Genomic DNA, 16,247 nt, shown 5'->3' with positions numbered 1-16,247 from the left:
CAGCAATGCTGGGGTTTTTCTATTTCTCCTTACAAAAAAGCTAAGATTATTCCAAGTTCTTGTGAACGTATTTTTGTATAAAAGGCACAACTTCAAATTCAAACCATGGATTACGCTTTAGCCAATGAGTATTGCAAGGTGAAGGGTGAAGGGTGAAGGGTGAGGTAGGGGTAGGTAATCCGGAGCCCATTTATGCCATGCACGAACAGTTTCAGTTAGGGTTCTTGGTTTATCATTTTAAGTAATGAGCTTGAGCATATTGCCCGACTAGTAGTGTCATACTGATATTGGGCAATAGTTTTAAAACATCATCGTGCCATAGTGGGGCGCATTCTTTTCGGGGTGGGAGGTCACCACTTTTACCTTTACCTGGGTAACATAGGCCCATCGGCATGATGGCAATTTTATTTGCGTCATAGAACGTCGATTCTTTAATATTCAGCCAGCTCCTTAACCTATCACCACTGGGTCATTCCATGGTATTCCCGTCTGGTGAACTTTTGTATCAGGTGCTTGACCTATGATCAGTAGTTTTGCCTTGCTACTGGCTTGAATAATAGGCCTAGCACCAAGAAGTAAATCTGGCTCACATAATCTGCATTGGCGAATTTCTTTTAGGAGTGCGTCAAGCATTAATAACCTCTTGTTAAATCAACTTGGTTAATTAATGTGAAACCATCACGCCAGCGTTGATAATTCTCTGCAAAAATCCCTATAACCTTGTCGGGAAAGCTAAGGGCGGCAATATGTGGTGTGATTGTGATATTTGGGTGGAGCCAGATTGGGTTGGATGCTTCTAGTGGCTCTTGTTCAAATACATCAAGAAATGCGTGTTGAATTGAGCGGTTTTGAAGTGCGCCAATTAGTCCCTTTTCGCAGACAGCATTGCCACGTCCGACATTAAACAACAACGTAGAGGTGCATTGAGATAAGCTACTTTCATTCAATATATGGTATGTTTGTGGTGTGCTGGGTAGCGTATTGACTATGATGTTAGTCCTTTTCAATACACTATTTAACTCTTGGATGTGGTAGGTTTCATCAAATGGAGAGTTAATCGCGGGTATACCACTGCGATTGATGCCGATAACCTTAATGCCAAACGCTTGAGCAACTTTTGCTAAATGACTTGCTATAGAGCCAGTACCGAGTGTCAGCATGGTTAGGCCGTCTAGGGTGCTGTAGCTTTTGGGCTGCCAACGAGAATGGTACTGTGCTTCTCGGTAATGGGGTAAATGGCGAAAGTGCTCAATCAAATACCCGAACACATATTCTGAAATCTGTTGGCCAAATATTCCCTTAACATTGGTGAGCAAAAAACGGTCACTTTTGGTTGATGCCAGTGCATCCACACCAGCATAAACAGATTGAATCCATTCAAGAGATGTGAATTCTTCTAGCATATTAACGGCCAGCGGCGGAGAAGCGAGCAGAATGCTCGCCTCGTAAGGTTTATCAGTAATTTCTAGCTCTGGTAGGTCTAGCTCAGCCAGTAGCTTCTGGTAAACCTTGTTATGTTCGGACAGTAAATAAACTTTATTGGTGATTTTCTTCATCGGCTTGGCTTTTTTCCACTTTGGTTATCAAGTAAACTTCGGCAGTCCATTTCTGAACCAATGAGTCTTTATGCTACAGAATCCTCTCCAACTTCGCCTTGAGAAGTTAGAACCATGGAAACAGATTACCTTTATGGCGTGTCTGTGTGAACGTATGTACCCTAATTATGCGATGTTTTGCGACAGTACAGAGTTTTCAGAATCTAGAATCTATCGAGATATTCTTGACAGTGTTTGGGAGCAGCTAACAGTCAAAAGCGCTAAGGTTAACTATGAGCGTCAGTTGGAGAAGCTAGAAGAAATCATTCCTAGTTCAGAAGATTTCGAGTTTTATGGCGTTTTTCCTGCCATTGATGCTTGCGTGGGGTTATCTACGCTGCTTCATGGTCTGCTTGATCGTGATGATTTGTTTGAGAGTGTGCAAAAGGTGAGCCAGCTGTCTGTACAAACAGTTGCCGATCTTGAACAGGCTCAAACTGACATTGAAGTGACCAATGAAAACCAAAAGGATAACCAAGCAGTCAGTGATGAATGGGATGTGCAGTGGGCTATTTTTCGGCCATTGAAAGATGCACAGGAAAGAGATATTGATTTAATTAAAGACTTGCGACTTGAGCTTAGAGAAGAAGGCGTAAGTAATATTGGCTTGTCGATTTGAAAGTAATTAGGGGCCCTCAGCCCCTAATTATTACCTTTTGGTATCGTTCTTTCCATTTACGGAGGTGGTGTAGTCATCCTCGTCTTTATTTTCAATAACCCCATGTTCGGTTTTCCACTTTTCCCAGCGTTCAAAGGCAAGCTGCTGCATGTTTGGTGCCCTATCTGCTTCATCAATGATTTGTTCGCCAACCAGATGCTCGAAAATGTCTTCTAAAGTTAATATACCTTGGATTGTCCCATATTCGTCGACAATCATGGCTAGTTGAAGTCTTCTGGCCATCATCTGTTCAAAGGCTTTTGGTAATGACAAGGTGTTAAGAAGGACATGTACTGGACGCATTACAGAGCCTAACTGTTTATTACCGTCACCAATTTGCTGTAATTTGAACATCTCTAAACGATGAACGAATCCTAGGATGTTATCTTTTGATTGGCTGTATATCAGAGGTCGAGAAAAGGGTGTGTCACTATGTTGAGAGAGGAATTTGTCAATGGTCATTTCAGCCTTTACGCGAAACACCACTGGCCTAGGTGTCATTACTTGGGTGACTAAAACACCTTGGATACCAAGTAAATTGCTTAGTATTTTAGTCTCCCCTTCAGCAAATTCTCCACTCTCTTTGGCCAAGATTGCCATAGCTGACAACTCTTCTCGCATCTTGGGTATCTGATGGCCACTTGCTAAACGTTTTGTAATTTGCTCAGAGAACCAGACAAATGGTGTTAGAGCCCAAACCATCCAGCGCAGGACAATGGCTGTTAAAGGAGCCAATTGACGCCAGTATGTGGCGCCTAGAGTTTTGGGAACGATTTCTGAGAGTATTAGTATCCCAAGAGTTAAAACACCAGAGAACACGCCTAACCACTCACTTCCAAATACGACTGTTGCCTGAGCACCAGCACTGGCCGCTCCAATAGTATGAGCAATTGTATTTAAAGTCAGAATGGATGCTAGAGGTCGATCTATGTCTTTTTTGAGTTCTGATAACTTATCTGCAGCCAGATGTTCTTGCTGGCGAAGTTGTGCGATGTAGCTGGGTGTAATACTCAGTAGAACTGCTTCAAGAACTGAACAGATAAAAGATATGCCAATTGCAATTGAGACATATATGGTTAGCAGTAACATAAATTTCCTATGGTGATTTATATAATCAAAAGACAATAAAATAATGATGAAAAAGCTTAGTACTATTGGTTTAAGTTTTTCGTATAAACTGACTTCAATTGTGAAGTGTAATAATAATCACCAGAAAATCTTTCAGTATCTAATGATTTTTTTGTAAATATTTAAAGATATCTTATATTCGAGCGTTTTTTCTTCGCCTCAGTCCCCACCATGTCAGGCTTTGCAGGAGATTTTTATTCTATAAGTGGGGCTGTTCTAGTGCGAAAAAAAATAACGTAAAAGGAGATGAAGGTAACAAATTGTGAGTTAATACTCATATTATGGTTAAAAGTACGTCATTAAAGCGAAAGATCGCTTACAAACCTTTGCCAGATGGGGCATTTATGTTTTAGAGTGAGCAGAATTCGATAACCTATAAGAAGGGAAACCTAATGAACAAGACCCAACTAATCGACTTTATTGCAGAGAAAGCAGATCTATCTAAAGCTCAAGCGAAAGCTGCTCTTGAGGCTACTCTCGATGGAGTGACAGATACGCTTAAAGAGGGTGACCAAGTTCAGCTAATTGGTTTTGGTACGTTTAAAGTAAACCACCGTGCAGCTCGTACTGGTCGCAATCCTAAAACTGGTGCAGAGATTCAAATCGCTGCCGCGAATGTCCCAGCATTTGTAGCGGGTAAAGCCCTGAAAGATTCTGTAAAATAATTTATAATGCGCTAAGGTGGTTTTCTGTCTTGGCGCATCGTTATCATGAAAAAATGTTTACTCTCTTCCCTAATCACTTTTCTAATACTTGGATGTTCTTCTAGCTTGCCAGTGCCTAATCAAGATCAATACTCGTACTATACTGGCGGAAAAAGCGCTGGAGATGCTACTAGCTTATATTGGTACACTGAAAAGGCAGCTTCTCCGAGTTCTACTGCTGATTATGTTACGGCAGGAGATTACGGTTGGTATCATAGTGATTACCGTTGGTCTCAAGGTAAGCTTAGAGAAATGATTCGTGAAGGTGAGCAATTAAAAGATGGTAGTCTGGTCAAATACCGAGTCCATATCCGTTTTAATAAAGATGGGGAGGCAATTTATCAGCAATACCGTCTTGATGGGAAAATATTGCCGATTAAGCCTGAAGAGCTGATGGGCTATGTGGAGGAAGCGCAAAGAGCGGCGAGTGTAGCAAAAGCCCAAGACAAAAAAGGTTTTAGGTTGATTCAGGGGTTTTGGGACGGTGCTCATTTTGAGACTTGTGCTGGAAAAAGCTACGATCACTTAGAATTTAACCAGACATTACCATCATTTGTGGTGAATCGTTTAGCTGATGTAGAGAACTACGTTGCTTTTGTTGGCTCTAGGAGAAAAGACCTAGTGATGGTCGAAGAGTTATTACTTTTATCTAGTGAAGAGCACGCTTGTATAGATCGTCCCAACTTGTTAGAAAAATAGCAGTACGCGTATTTAAAAAGGCGCTATGAGCGCCTTTTTTAGCTTCAATTATTATTTATGAATTTTCACGCTCTAGCGCTCTGTAGCCGATGTCACTACGATAAAACATACCTTCCCAGCTAATTCCCTTTGCTAGTTCGTATGCTTGCCTCTGAGCCTCTGAGACACTATTTCCTAATGCAACAGCGCAGAGGACTCTCCCTCCATTAGTGACAATTTCACCTGCATCATTTTGGGTTGTTCCAGCGTGAAATACTTTTTGGCCCACAAGCTGTTCATTCGGAAAGCTAATGACATCACCCTTTGTATATTCTAGCGGGTAGCCACCGGCGGCTAGGACGACACCAATTGATGCGCGAGGGTCCCATTTAGATTCAGCCTCATTAAGTTTTCCATTGATAGCGGTTAGGCAGAGTTCTACTAAATCTGACTCCATTCTCATCATGATCGGTTGCGTTTCCGGATCACCAAAACGACAGTTGTACTCAATCACTTTTGGTACACCTGCTTGATCTATCATTAAGCCTGCATACAGAAAACCAGTATATGGGTACCCCTCTTCCTCCATACCACGTACGGTAGGGTAGATAACTTCTTGAAGAATACGCTCATGTATTTCTGGCGTGACGACGGGGGCTGGAGAATAAGCGCCCATACCACCAGTGTTAGGACCAGTATCTTTTTCTCCGACACGCTTGTGATCTTGGCTGGTTGCCATTGGTAGAACATTCTGACCATCGACCATAACAATAAAGCTTGCTTCTTCGCCCTCGAGGAACTCTTCGATAACAACACGGCTACCTGCTTGGCCAAAGGCATTGCCAGCAAGCATGTCTTTAATGGCATCTTCAGCCTCTTCAAGGTTCATTGCAACAATGACCCCTTTGCCAGCAGCAAGACCGTCAGCTTTTACCACAATAGGAGCACCTTGTTGACGTACATAATCTAATGCAGGCTCAATCTCTGTGAAGTTTGCATAGGCTGCTGTAGGGATGTTATGACGAGCAAGAAAATCTTTGGTAAAAGCTTTAGAACCTTCTAACTGAGCTGCTGCTTGAGTTGGGCCAAATATAGGTAGGTGAGCTTCACGAAAAGCATCGACGACACCAATGACTAAAGGTCCTTCAGGTCCGACAATGGTGAGTTCGATTTTTTTCTCTTGTGCAAAGGCGACCAAATCAGCAATGTTTTCGACGTCAATATTCACATTTTCTAGCTTTGGTTCTTGTGCTGTACCTGCGTTTCCGGGTGCAACATATACGACTTCAACACTTGGGTTTTGTGCTGCTTTCCAAGCTAGAGCGTGTTCACGTCCACCTGAGCCAATAATTAAAACTCGCATATTCAAAATTCCTTAATCTCAAAATATCGTTTATTTAAGTCGAGGCGCTAAAGCTAGATTAGATATATACCCAGAGTAATGCCATAGCACCAACCTTAACGAGAAACTAGTGGCGGAAGTGACGCATTCCAGTGAAAATCATCGCCATTTCATGCTCATCTGCAGCGGTAATTACCTCATCATCACGCATGGAGCCACCTGGCTGTATCACACATTTAATGCCAGCTTTTGCTGCAGCATCTATACCGTCGCGGAATGGGAAAAAAGCATCGGAAGCCATAACACAACCTTCCACTTGCAAACTTTCGTCAGCGGCTTTAATTCCAGCAATTTTCGCAGAGTAAACGCGGCTCATTTGTCCTGCACCCACACCTATAGTCATATCGCCTTTGGAGTAAACGATGGCATTTGATTTCACATACTTGGCGACTTTCCAGCAAAATAGTGCATCTTTCATTTCTGTATCAGTTGGTTGGCGTTTAGAAACCACTTTTAGGTCATCGATGTTTACCATCCCCTGATCTCTGTCTTGAACAAGTAAGCCCCCATTGACGCGCTTAACGTCAAGGCCTGTTGTTTTGGCTGACCACTGACCACATTCAAGTAAACGAACGTTTTTTTTTGCTGAAACGACGTCGATAGCATTTGTGGAAACGGAAGGTGCGATGATCACTTCAACAAATTGACGCTCAACGATAGCAGCTGCTGTTTCGGCATCTAACTCTCGATTAAATGCTATGATGCCACCAAATGCTGATGTTGGATCTGTTTTATAGGCACGGTCATAAGCTTCCAGAATATTGCCACCTAACGCTACACCACATGGATTGGCGTGTTTGACAATAACACAGGCTGGTTCATCGAACTCTTTTACGCATTCAAGAGCAGCGTCTGTATCCGCAATATTGTTGTATGACAGCGCTTTACCTTGGATTTGTCGAGCGGTTGAAACCGAGGCTTCCTCAGGGGTTGCTTCGATGTAGAAAGCGGCATTTTGGTGGCTGTTTTCACCATAGCGCATATCTTGTTTCTTAATTAACTGTTGATTGAAAGTGCGTGGGAATTTTGATTTTTCGTCAGCTTTTTGTCCTTCATCATCAAGCGTGGAAGCGTTATGGGATGGAACCATAGTGCCAAAGTAGTTGGCAATCATGCCATCATATGATGCGGTATGCTCGAATGCTGCAATGGCGAGATCAAAACGAGTATCAAGCGTTAGAGATTTATCGTTGGCATCCATTTCTGTGATAACACGTCCATAATCATGTGCATTAACTACAATCGCTACATCTTTGTGGTTTTTAGCCGCTGAACGGACCATAGTAGGGCCACCAATGTCGATATTTTCAACAGCGTCAGCGAGAGTGCAACCTTGTTTGGCAACGGTTTCTGCGAATGGATAAAGGTTGACAACCACAATGTCGATAGGTTTGATGTCGTGCGTTTCCATTACATCATCATCTTGTCCGCGACGACCGAGTACGCCACCGTGGACTTTTGGGTGAAGCGTTTTAACACGGCCGTCCATCATTTCTGGAAAGCCAGTGTAATCAGATACTTCAGTTACAGAAATGCCATTTTCTATTAATAGACGAGCAGTGCCGCCAGTTGATAGTAGGTCAATACCGCGGTCTGCAAGGGCTTTGGCAAACTCAATAATACCAGTTTTATCTGATACGCTGATTAATGCGCGGCGAATTGGACGAGCGTTAGTCATGCTTCTACTTCCTCAAAATTACAGAGTTATACGTTTGGTAAAGATATTTGCCAAAAATGAATGTGTTCTCATGCTTTTCTTGTAATCAGATATTAGATTTAAGCGTCAAGATAGTCGTCAGTTTTGGTAAAAACCTTACCCAAATTAGTTTTTGTATATTTTCTAAGTTGAAGTGCGCATATTCTAACTAATTTATTACAAAAAAGCTCGCGCAATCGTTTGGCATGGGTGAGATTATTATAAAATTTGCGTATTTTGATATTAAAATTAATCGAATAGCCAATAAGGGTCGTTATGTTCCAGATAGGAGAGCTTGCAAAACGCTGTGGTGTGACAACAGATACGCTTCGCTTTTATGAAAAAAATAATCTCATTAAACCCATTGGCCGCAGTGAGTCAGGCTATCGCCTGTATAACGAAGAGAATCAAAAGCAAGTTGGTTTTATCCTGAAGGCTAAAGATTTAGGCTTGAGTCTTGATGAAATTCGGGAATTATTGGAAATTAATTTGGAAGCGACAGAGCACAGTTGCGCTGAAGTGAAAGCGATTACCACGGCTAAACTCGTACTCATTGATGACAAAATTTCTGAGTTAACCCGAATACGTGGTGCTCTAAAAAAAATCAATGATGCGTGTTGTGGTCATGTGGATGATGATGCTAGCCATTGCTCAATATTAAGCGCCTTAGCCAGTGAGTGTCCAGGAGGTGGTACCTAAGATGTTGACTATAAAATGAATAAAATATTGTTCTCATGAGACCTTTTGCAAAATAATTCCTACACTTAATTAATATTTCTTTATTCAGTGTTACTACGACATCGAGCCTAGCAGGATAAAATAGTATTAAGGGGGATAGATGCGCTCTTACAGTGGCTTTTTACATGTAATTTGTTATAGCTTTGTAGTTTTAGTGTCCTCGTTACTAGCGGGTTGTACTGGTAACAATGGTCAACTTAGGGTTGTGGAGGACCATCCTGCTCTTGATTATGAACTGACAGGTGTCCCGTTACTGTTTTTTGGATTTGGGACTAGTACGCCTATCACCCCCGAGCTTAGTCTTACCGTTGCCCATGTAGCTAAGCTCAATTATGACAAGGTGGTTGCCTATCATCCTCAATGCGATATTGCGATAGTTGAGTCTCGAAATACACTGAGTAATCACCCCAAACTGGGCTTAGTTTATCCGCATCAAAATGTCGAGGCATATGGTATGAGTCCAGGTGGTAATGTACTTAAAGGGGAGGGCTTTTATCGCCGAGACTTAACTCTTGTTGATTCACATTACTTTGCTAAGTGCCCTGCAAGTGTTATGGATGCGCCCGTTCAGGATGGTATGAGTGGTGGGGGAGTCTTTAATCAAGATGGTGCATTAGTTGGGATTATTGCAGCGAGAGCCAATCCGTCAAATATTCAGCTGGCTAATGGTGAACCTCACGGCTTGGATAGGATTAGTATCTTCGTGGCATTAAACTTTGTTCGGAGCTGGCTCGATAGTGAGGTCAAACATTACTATGGTGAAAGTTACGTTGCTATGGATTGGCAAGAACCACGGGATGCATTCTTGGTTAAAGGAAACTGATTTTGCTTAGTAAAAAACCGCGATTAGATCGCGGTTTTTGCACATTTTAATCAATATGAGCGATGGATTAGTTCATGCCGTATTTTTTTAGTTTCTTGCGAAGAGTGCCACGGTTGATACCCATCATAGTTGCTGCACGAGTTTGGTTACCCCGAGTGTATTGCATGATGGTGTCTAATAGGGGTTGTTCAACTTCGGCTAGAACTAATTCGTATAGCTCTGTGACTTCTTGACCGTTGAGCTGGGCCAAGTAGTTTTTGAGAGATGCTTTAACAGAGTCGCGTAAAGGCTTCTGAGTAATCTGGTCTTGGGATGTTACTGTAGTTACTGTTAAGGCTTCTGAAGTCAGATTTTGTTCGAACATATTCGGTCTAGCTCTTCTCTAATTATGATGCAACGTTATCAAAATAACCTTCTAATGCTTCAAGCTGTAGCTCTGCTACATCGATAGCATTGAAGGTACGGCGAAACTCACTTGCTTGCTTATGTTCTTTTAGGTACCAACCAACGTGCTTTCGCGCGATACGTGGACCTAAATACTCACCATAGAATGCATGTAGAGCATCAACATGGCCAAGCAAGATGCCTTTAACTTCCAAAGTTGGAAGCTCAGGTATCGTGGTGCCGCTTTCCAAAAAGTGTTGGATTTCCTGAAAAATCCATGGTCGCCCTTGGGCAGGGCGTCCAATCATTAATGCGTCTGCGCCAGTGTACTCCAGCACATACTTTGCTTTCTCTGGGCTATCAATATCACCGTTAGCGATAACCGGAATTGAGATTGCTTGTTTAACCGCTTTAATGCTGTCATATTCGGCCTCACCTTTGTACATGCAGGCTTTAGTGCGTCCATGGAGCGCTAAAGCTTGTATGCCGCAGTCTTCGGCTAATTTAGCGATTTGGACACAGTTTTTGTTATCTGGGCCCCAGCCAGTTCGGGTTTTTAATGTCACGGGGACATCTACCGCATTGACTACCGCTTTGAGAATATCTTGAATGATATCTGGATAGCGAAGCAATGCAGATCCGGCTAGCTTCTTATTCACTTTCTTGGCAGGGCAACCCATGTTGATATCAATGATTTGTGCACCATTTTCAACACTGAACTGAGCAGCATCAGCCATCAGTTGAGGATCGGCTCCTGCAATTTGTACAGAGCGAATGCCCGATTCGCCTTGATGTACCATGCGCTGTTTCGATTTAGATGTTTTCCATAGCTTAGGGTTTGACGACATCATTTCACTGACAGCCATTCCTGCGCCATAGCGGAGGCATAACTCCCGAAAAGGCCTATCAGTCACACCCGCCATCGGGGCAACGATAAGATTATTCTTGAGTTGATGAGTTCCGATTTTCAAAACACTTAATCACAGTTCTAAACCAGCAAGGGCGCGCATTTTACGCATTTTTTTACGCTGTGAAAAGACTAATATTTGAGCATTTACAAATTGTTTTTGTAAAATGCATAAAAATCAATCAATTAACCCTTAAAGTCTTATTTAAGCGAATTTTTGACCAGAAATACGGCACCATTCATTTTGTTCTTTTATGGGTTCAATAGTGAATGTATCATGATAATAGGTAGCTACGTCTTTAGCTTGAGTATCAAGTACGCCAGACATGGCAAGTTTTCCGCTTGGCTTCACAAGAGAAGTAATCACACTGGAAAGCTCACGCAGCGGCGCAGCTAAAATGTTTGCCACAACCACATCGGCCGCTAAACCTTGTGGCTGCTCTTGGGGAAGAAAGACTTCAAGTTTATCTGCTACACCATTGCGCTTAGCATTATCTTTTGAGGCGAGTAGGGCTTGTGGGTCGATATCAATCCCAATGACTTTTTCTGCGCCTAATTTTATTGCTGCTATGGCTAGTATCCCTGACCCACAACCAAAATCAATCACTGTCTTGCCTGATAAATCTAGACTTTCTAACCACTCAAGGCATAGCGCAGTAGTAGGGTGAGTACCCGTTCCAAATGCAAGCCCTGGATCTAACATGACGTTTACAGCATTAGGTTCGGGGACTTCACGCCAGCTTGGGCAAATCCATAGCCGCTGACCAAACTTCATTGGATGAAAATTATCCATCCATTCACGTTCCCAATCTTTATCTTCAAGTTGCTCGATTTTGTAGGCGAAACCATCTGCCAAAAAGGTACTTAGCTTGATTTGTTTAAGAATCTGCTTGGTGTCTGAATTGGCATCATAAAGAGCTAGTATATCGGTATCTCCCCAAAGGCGAGTTTCACCAGGAAGCGGTTCGAACACAGGGGTGTCTTGTGCGTCTAAGAAAGTGACGGATAGTGCTCCGGTTTCTTCCATTAACATGTCACCAATTTGTTCCGCGTTATTATTGGTCGCGTTGAGCTTAATTTGAATCCAAGGCATGGGCTGTCCGATATGGTTGGCGTGGTCTAAGAGGACGGAGTCTACCACGATCTTCCATGGGTATAAAAAGGTAGTATTTAATAAGCGCTTTGACTGCTTTTGGTTGGCTCGGATAGGCTACCTAGCACGAAAGTGACAAAACCGACTATTAATGTCGGTACGATAGCGTGAACACCAAATAGGTTAGTTTTTAAGGCCGATAAGCTGATGTAGCATGTCAAGCCGCTTACCATCGAAAAAAGAGCCCCTCTAGCTGACGCTTTTTTCCAATATAGACCAAGTATTAATGGCCACAAGAAGACGGCTTGCATGCCACCGAATGCAAGTAGATTGAGCCAAATGATCATATTTGGTGGATTGGTTGCAGCAATAAACACCAAGGTAGAAAAAATACCAGTGATCCACAATGATAGTTTAGATAATTTTCTGTCCGAGTTTGGCTCTTGAGCAATGTTAGGATTAATGTAATTAAGATACAAATCTTTTAGCAAAGTTGCTGAAGCCTGAATCAACTGGGAGTCAATTGTTGACATAATTGCAGCCATTGGGCCGGCCAAGAAAATACCTGCAACTACTGGGGGTAATACAGTTATCATCAAGGTTGGCATAATTTGGTCAGGGCTTGCAATATCTGGCACTAATGCTCTGCCAAGTGCCCCTGAAAGGTGCATCCCAAGCATAAGAAATGCTACCATGGCAGTGCTGATTACCATACCACGATGAAGGGACTGGCTGGAGCTATATGACATACACCGTACTGCAGCATGTGGTAAGCCGATTACACCAAAACAAACTAATATCCAAAAGCTGAGCATAAAAGGTTGATTGAGAAAATTATCGGGTCCATAAGGGGTGATGAGGTTAGGATCGATGTGGTGTAAATCGGTGACCAACTCACCTAAGCTGCCGCCCGCGTGTATAATGCCGACAAGTAAAGCGATTGTACCAATGATCATCATGATCCCTTGTACCGCATCTGTCATTACTACGGCACGAAAGCCTCCAATAGTTGTATACAAACCTACAGTGATTGCAAAGATAGTCAAACCTTGTAAGTAACTCAGTCCTGTAACGGTTTGAAGTAAGCGGGCTGCACCGACAAACTGCACCACCATGATGGCAAAAAAAGCGAGTAATAGTGTCAATGAGGCTAATATAACTACAGCTCGATTACGATAACGAGCATATAACATATCGTTGAGAGTTAGCGCATTGTGACGCCTTGCTTCAATAGCAAATTTTTTGCCCAACACGCCTAATGTCAACCATGCTGCGGGTAGTTGAATCATGGCGAGTAAAACCCAGCCAAGGCCCATTTTATAAGCGGCTCCAGGTCCACCAATAAATGAACTTGCACTTGCGTAGGTTGCCGCGAGAGTCATGGCTAGGACAAAGCCACCCATACTTCGGTTGCCAAGAAAGTAGTTGCTGAGAAAGTTCTGTTTTTTGTCACTACGAGACTGGCTATAGAACGCAAGAGCAAAAACGCTAACAAGATAGATAACTAATGGGATAATCAGCTCACTATTCATGGTTTTCTTCCTCTTCGGTACTAAAAGACATATCTTGATAGATGTATCTAACCATCAATGCGCACAACGCAGTAAAAATGAGCGGCCCAATGACACAAGAAAATAGAAACCACAAGGGTAATCCCCAGTAGAGAGTAGGTAGTGTTTCTCTGGGGAGATTAGGAAAAATGAGGTAAGCAGATGCATACCACCAAACAAAGTAAGCTAGGGCAAGATACACTGCCCACCTAGCTTCTCTGTAAGCCTGTTGGTAGCGCTCAGACAAGGTTTTCATCGCTTTAATCCAGTTGAGTTAACAATTTACGCTAAGAATTGGAGTATAAATTGCTTGTTAAAGCACTATACAAAAGCGGTATTGTGGCAAAACTAGCAGTAGAGTTCTACAAAACAGAGCAGAAATAAAAATAGGCAGCGGATGCTGCCTATATAAGGGAACTAGATACTTACCTTGGTCTTACTGGAGGCCGAGTTTCTTTTCTAGGTAATGAATGTTGGCTCCACCATGCTGGAAGTTCTCATCATTCATGATGCTTTCTTGTAGGGTAACATTCGTTTTTATCCCTTCAACAATCATCTCACCTAATGCGTTCTTCATTCGGGCAATCGCGACGTCACGATTTTCACCGAAGGTGATCAATTTACCGATCATTGAATCGTAGTGTGGGGGTACAGTATAACCACTATATATATGTGACTCCCAACGTACTCCCATTCCACCGGGTGCATGGAATCGTTCGATCTTACCTGGTGATGGGAGGAAACGCTCGGGGTCTTCTGCGTTAATACGGCACTCAATAGCATGACCACGGATTTTGATATCATCTTGAGTAAATGATAGTGGCTGGCCGGCAGCAACACGTAATTGCTCTTTGATAAGATCAACACCAGTGACCATCTCGGTAACTGGGTGCTCTACCTGAATTCGAGTGTTCATCTCAATGAAATAGAACTCACCATTTTCGTATAAGAACTCAAATGTGCCAGCACCTCTATAACCAATTTCAAGACAAGCTCGAGTACAGCGTTCGCCAATATATTTGCGCATTTCCGCAGTGATTCCAGGTGCTGGTGCTTCTTCAACTACTTTCTGGTGGCGACGCTGCATAGAGCAGTCACGTTCACCCAAGTGAATCGCACCACCTTGGCCATCGGCAATAATTTGCACTTCAACATGACGTGGGTTTTCAAGGAATTTCTCCATATAAACAATGTCATTGTTGAATGCAGCTTTCGCTTCTGCTTTGGTCATGGCAATGGCTTCGACCAGTTCACTTTCTGAACGCACAACCCGCATACCACGGCCACCACCTCCACCAGAGGCTTTAATGATTACCGGATAACCAATGCGCTTTGCATGAGCTTTGTTAGCCGACTCATCTTCATTTAGAGGACCATCTGAGCCTGGGACACATGGAACGCCGGCTTTTTTCATAGAAGTGATCGCAGAAACCTTATCTCCCATAATACGGATAGTTTCAGCTTTTGGGCCTACGAATATAAAGCCGCTGCGCTCAACCTGTTCGGCGAAATCTGCATTCTCTGATAGGAAGCCGTACCCAGGGTGGATGGCAACGGCACCAGTAACTTCAGCAGCTGAAATAATACGTGGGATATTTAGGTAGCTGTCGATACCACGGGCAGGGCCAATACAGATTGCTTCATCGGCAAGAAGAACGTGCTTCAGATCCCGGTCTGCTGTTGAATGTACGGCAACGGTTTTGATACCTAGCTCTTTACATGCGCGAAGAATACGGAGAGCGATTTCGCCTCTATTCGCGATGACTAATTTATCTAACATAAGAGATAGCCTCTATTATTCGATAACAACAAGTGGTTGGTCGAATTCAACTGGTTGACCGTCTTCGACTAGAATCGCAGTAACGACACCAGATTTGTCGGCTTCAATTTGGTTCATCATTTTCATTGCTTCGACAATACATAGTGTCTCACCTGCTGAGACAGATTGCCCCACTTCGATGAATGACTTTGCATCAGGACTTGGAGATCGGTAGAAAGTACCAACCATTGGAGAAAGCACATGATGCCCTGTAGGTACTGTTACCTCTGGAGCAGGTGCTGCTGCTTGAACAGGCGCTGGAGCTGCTGGCATTGCGACAGGTGCTGGAGCTGCATATTGTATTGGAGCAGGAGCAATACCTACGCCATTGCGACTAATACGTACCGATTCTTCACCTTCAGAGATTTCTAGCTCAGCAACGCCAGACTCTTCAACTAACTCGATAAGCTTTTTGATTTTACGGATATCCATCTTTCTTTCTCTTTCTTTCATCTTGTGAATAAGACAGCTCAATTAGAGCTGCAGAGTGTCATGTTAAGTTACTTTGTTTGTAGAGCTTTGATTGCTGCAGACAAAGCAAACTCATAGCCTTGTGCACCCAAGCCACAAATGACGCCTTGTGCTTTATCGGATAGATAAGAGTGATGGCGAAAAGGCTCTCGAGAGTGCACATTGGACAAATGTACTTCAATATATGGAATTGAAACGCCGAGTAAGGCATCTCTTAGGGCTACACTACTGTGTGTAAAAGCGGCAGGATTGATAATGATGAAATCAATCTTGCCCAAAGACTCATGAATTTTTTCTATCAACTCATATTCACGATTTGATTGCAGATGCTCGAGCTCAATGCCAGTAGAATGGGCTTGCTTGACCAATATGTCGATAATCTGTGATAGGGTTTGAGAGCCATAGTGATCTGGCTCACGTAGTCCTAACAGGTTCAAATTTGGACCATTTAAGACAAGAATGCGTGATTTGGCTGTCATTGTGCTGCTATCTTCCTACTTCATGAGATTAACTGGAATTTTCCCATAATATTGTCGATTCAGCATGAATATTTTGTAAAAAATCATACTGAGTCTTTAAAATAGAAACAGATTATAGCTAA

At 42.8% G+C, this 16,247-nt stretch carries 17 protein-coding genes and 1 pseudogene; 5 read left to right on the top strand and 13 right to left on the bottom strand.

Going from position 1 to position 16,247, the window contains the following annotated elements:
- Positions 1-46 precede the first annotated feature (46 nt).
- Together KO511_RS01340 and KO511_RS01335 are read right to left on the bottom strand one after the other, a co-directional pair.
- Positions 47-633 (bottom strand): annotated as a pseudogene (locus KO511_RS01340) (uracil-DNA glycosylase family protein).
- Positions 633-1,556, bottom strand: coding sequence for a D-2-hydroxyacid dehydrogenase (locus KO511_RS01335; RefSeq protein WP_215985699.1), 924 nt, complete (start codon positions 1,554-1,556; stop codon positions 633-635). The pseudogene KO511_RS01340 and the gene KO511_RS01335 overlap by 1 nt, the downstream one beginning before the upstream one ends.
- A 70-nt stretch (positions 1,557-1,626) precedes the next feature.
- Between KO511_RS01335 and KO511_RS01330 the strand changes: the two genes are divergently transcribed.
- Positions 1,627-2,214, top strand: coding sequence for a YjaG family protein (locus tag KO511_RS01330; RefSeq protein ID WP_215985698.1), 588 nt, complete (start codon positions 1,627-1,629; stop codon positions 2,212-2,214).
- Between the two features lie 30 nt (positions 2,215-2,244).
- On the opposite strand, the gene KO511_RS01325 is transcribed toward KO511_RS01330, so the two are convergent.
- Positions 2,245-3,342 (bottom strand): CNNM domain-containing protein, encoded by a 1,098-nt coding sequence (locus KO511_RS01325; RefSeq protein ID WP_215985697.1) that lies wholly within the window; start codon positions 3,340-3,342, stop codon positions 2,245-2,247.
- A 431-nt stretch (positions 3,343-3,773) separates the two neighbouring features.
- Between KO511_RS01325 and hupA the strand changes: the two genes are divergently transcribed.
- Positions 3,774-4,046, top strand: a complete 273-nt coding sequence (hupA, locus tag KO511_RS01320) for a nucleoid-associated protein HU-alpha (protein WP_215985696.1) — start codon at positions 3,774-3,776, stop codon at positions 4,044-4,046.
- Between the two features lie 45 nt (positions 4,047-4,091).
- On the top strand, positions 4,092-4,784 hold the full coding sequence (locus KO511_RS01315) for a DUF1481 domain-containing protein (RefSeq protein WP_215985695.1): 693 nt from the start codon (positions 4,092-4,094) through the stop codon (positions 4,782-4,784).
- Positions 4,785-4,839: 55 nt separating this feature from the next.
- Here the strand turns inward: KO511_RS01315 and purD are convergent, their stop codons facing one another.
- Together purD and purH are read right to left on the bottom strand one after the other, a co-directional pair.
- Positions 4,840-6,126, bottom strand: a complete 1,287-nt coding sequence (purD, locus tag KO511_RS01310) for a phosphoribosylamine--glycine ligase (protein ID WP_215985694.1) — start codon at positions 6,124-6,126, stop codon at positions 4,840-4,842.
- Between the two features lie 106 nt (positions 6,127-6,232).
- Positions 6,233-7,843 (bottom strand): bifunctional phosphoribosylaminoimidazolecarboxamide formyltransferase/IMP cyclohydrolase, encoded by a 1,611-nt coding sequence (purH, locus tag KO511_RS01305; RefSeq protein WP_215985693.1) that lies wholly within the window; start codon positions 7,841-7,843, stop codon positions 6,233-6,235.
- A gap of 294 nt (positions 7,844-8,137) precedes the next feature.
- On the opposite strand from purH, the gene zntR reads away from it, so the two are divergent.
- Together zntR and KO511_RS01295 are read left to right on the top strand one after the other, a co-directional pair.
- Positions 8,138-8,560: a Zn(2+)-responsive transcriptional regulator gene (gene zntR, locus KO511_RS01300; RefSeq protein WP_215985692.1), complete on the top strand. Its 423-nt coding sequence runs from the start codon at positions 8,138-8,140 to the stop codon at positions 8,558-8,560.
- Between the two features lie 139 nt (positions 8,561-8,699).
- Entirely contained in the window at positions 8,700-9,422 is a 723-nt protein-coding gene (locus KO511_RS01295; protein ID WP_215985691.1) for a serine protease, read from the top strand.
- Between the two features lie 67 nt (positions 9,423-9,489).
- Here KO511_RS01295 and fis read toward each other — a convergent pair whose 3' ends face one another.
- The 8 genes from fis to aroQ all read right to left on the bottom strand — a co-directional run bounded on the left by fis (position 9,490) and on the right by aroQ (position 16,125).
- Positions 9,490-9,786: a DNA-binding transcriptional regulator Fis gene (fis, locus tag KO511_RS01290; RefSeq protein ID WP_000462885.1), complete on the bottom strand. Its 297-nt coding sequence runs from the start codon at positions 9,784-9,786 to the stop codon at positions 9,490-9,492.
- 22 nt (positions 9,787-9,808) lie between these two features.
- The gene (dusB, locus tag KO511_RS01285) at positions 9,809-10,777 is read right to left on the bottom strand and encodes a tRNA dihydrouridine synthase DusB (RefSeq protein WP_215985690.1); all 969 of its coding nucleotides are present in this window, start codon (positions 10,775-10,777) and stop codon (positions 9,809-9,811) included.
- A 141-nt stretch (positions 10,778-10,918) separates the two neighbouring features.
- Positions 10,919-11,806, bottom strand: a complete 888-nt coding sequence (prmA, locus tag KO511_RS01280; protein WP_215985706.1) for a 50S ribosomal protein L11 methyltransferase — start codon at positions 11,804-11,806, stop codon at positions 10,919-10,921.
- 77 nt (positions 11,807-11,883) lie between these two features.
- Positions 11,884-13,338 (bottom strand): sodium/pantothenate symporter, encoded by a 1,455-nt coding sequence (panF, locus tag KO511_RS01275; RefSeq protein WP_215985689.1) that lies wholly within the window; start codon positions 13,336-13,338, stop codon positions 11,884-11,886.
- Complete coding sequence (locus KO511_RS01270) at positions 13,331-13,612, bottom strand: YhdT family protein (RefSeq protein WP_215985688.1); 282 nt, start codon at positions 13,610-13,612, stop codon at positions 13,331-13,333. Before KO511_RS01270 ends, panF begins: the two co-directional genes overlap by 8 nt.
- Positions 13,613-13,792: 180 nt before the next feature.
- Positions 13,793-15,136 carry an acetyl-CoA carboxylase biotin carboxylase subunit gene (gene accC, locus KO511_RS01265; RefSeq protein WP_215985687.1) on the bottom strand — a complete coding sequence of 448 codons (1,344 nt, stop codon included), beginning with the start codon at positions 15,134-15,136 and terminating at the stop codon, positions 13,793-13,795.
- Positions 15,137-15,151: 15 nt separating this feature from the next.
- Positions 15,152-15,607, bottom strand: a complete 456-nt coding sequence (gene accB / locus KO511_RS01260) for an acetyl-CoA carboxylase biotin carboxyl carrier protein (RefSeq protein ID WP_215985686.1) — start codon at positions 15,605-15,607, stop codon at positions 15,152-15,154.
- 68 nt (positions 15,608-15,675) lie between these two features.
- Positions 15,676-16,125: a type II 3-dehydroquinate dehydratase gene (gene aroQ / locus KO511_RS01255; RefSeq protein ID WP_215985685.1), complete on the bottom strand. Its 450-nt coding sequence runs from the start codon at positions 16,123-16,125 to the stop codon at positions 15,676-15,678.
- Between the last annotated feature and the right edge of the window lie 122 nt (positions 16,126-16,247).

It is taken from the genome of Vibrio hepatarius (genome assembly GCF_018860525.1).
Classification (GTDB): Bacteria; Pseudomonadota; Gammaproteobacteria; order Enterobacterales; family Vibrionaceae; genus Vibrio; species Vibrio hepatarius_B.
Note: the sequence above shows the minus strand (reverse complement) of the source record. Positions and strands in the feature narration are given on the sequence as shown.

Excerpts from the sequence above, each read along its gene's own strand:
- KO511_RS01335 (WP_215985699.1), bottom strand. The coding sequence starts at position 1,556 with ATGAAGAAAATCACCAATAAAGTTTATTTACTGTCCGAACATAACAAG.
- aroQ (WP_215985685.1), bottom strand. The coding sequence starts at position 16,125 with ATGACAGCCAAATCACGCATTCTTGTCTTAAATGGTCCAAATTTGAAC.
- KO511_RS01330 (WP_215985698.1), top strand. The coding sequence starts at position 1,627 with ATGCTACAGAATCCTCTCCAACTTCGCCTTGAGAAGTTAGAACCATGG.
- KO511_RS01295 (WP_215985691.1), top strand. The coding sequence starts at position 8,700 with ATGCGCTCTTACAGTGGCTTTTTACATGTAATTTGTTATAGCTTTGTA.
- fis (WP_000462885.1), bottom strand. The coding sequence starts at position 9,786 with ATGTTCGAACAAAATCTGACTTCAGAAGCCTTAACAGTAACTACAGTA.
- purH (WP_215985693.1), bottom strand. The coding sequence starts at position 7,843 with ATGACTAACGCTCGTCCAATTCGCCGCGCATTAATCAGCGTATCAGAT.
- purD (WP_215985694.1), bottom strand. The coding sequence starts at position 6,126 with ATGCGAGTTTTAATTATTGGCTCAGGTGGACGTGAACACGCTCTAGCT.
- panF (WP_215985689.1), bottom strand. The coding sequence starts at position 13,338 with ATGAATAGTGAGCTGATTATCCCATTAGTTATCTATCTTGTTAGCGTT.
- KO511_RS01315 (WP_215985695.1), top strand. The coding sequence starts at position 4,092 with ATGAAAAAATGTTTACTCTCTTCCCTAATCACTTTTCTAATACTTGGA.
- prmA (WP_215985706.1), bottom strand. The coding sequence starts at position 11,806 with ATGCCTTGGATTCAAATTAAGCTCAACGCGACCAATAATAACGCGGAA.
- accB (WP_215985686.1), bottom strand. The coding sequence starts at position 15,607 with ATGGATATCCGTAAAATCAAAAAGCTTATCGAGTTAGTTGAAGAGTCT.
- KO511_RS01325 (WP_215985697.1), bottom strand. The coding sequence starts at position 3,342 with ATGTTACTGCTAACCATATATGTCTCAATTGCAATTGGCATATCTTTT.
- zntR (WP_215985692.1), top strand. The coding sequence starts at position 8,138 with ATGTTCCAGATAGGAGAGCTTGCAAAACGCTGTGGTGTGACAACAGAT.
- KO511_RS01270 (WP_215985688.1), bottom strand. The coding sequence starts at position 13,612 with ATGAAAACCTTGTCTGAGCGCTACCAACAGGCTTACAGAGAAGCTAGG.
- accC (WP_215985687.1), bottom strand. The coding sequence starts at position 15,136 with ATGTTAGATAAATTAGTCATCGCGAATAGAGGCGAAATCGCTCTCCGT.
- hupA (WP_215985696.1), top strand. The coding sequence starts at position 3,774 with ATGAACAAGACCCAACTAATCGACTTTATTGCAGAGAAAGCAGATCTA.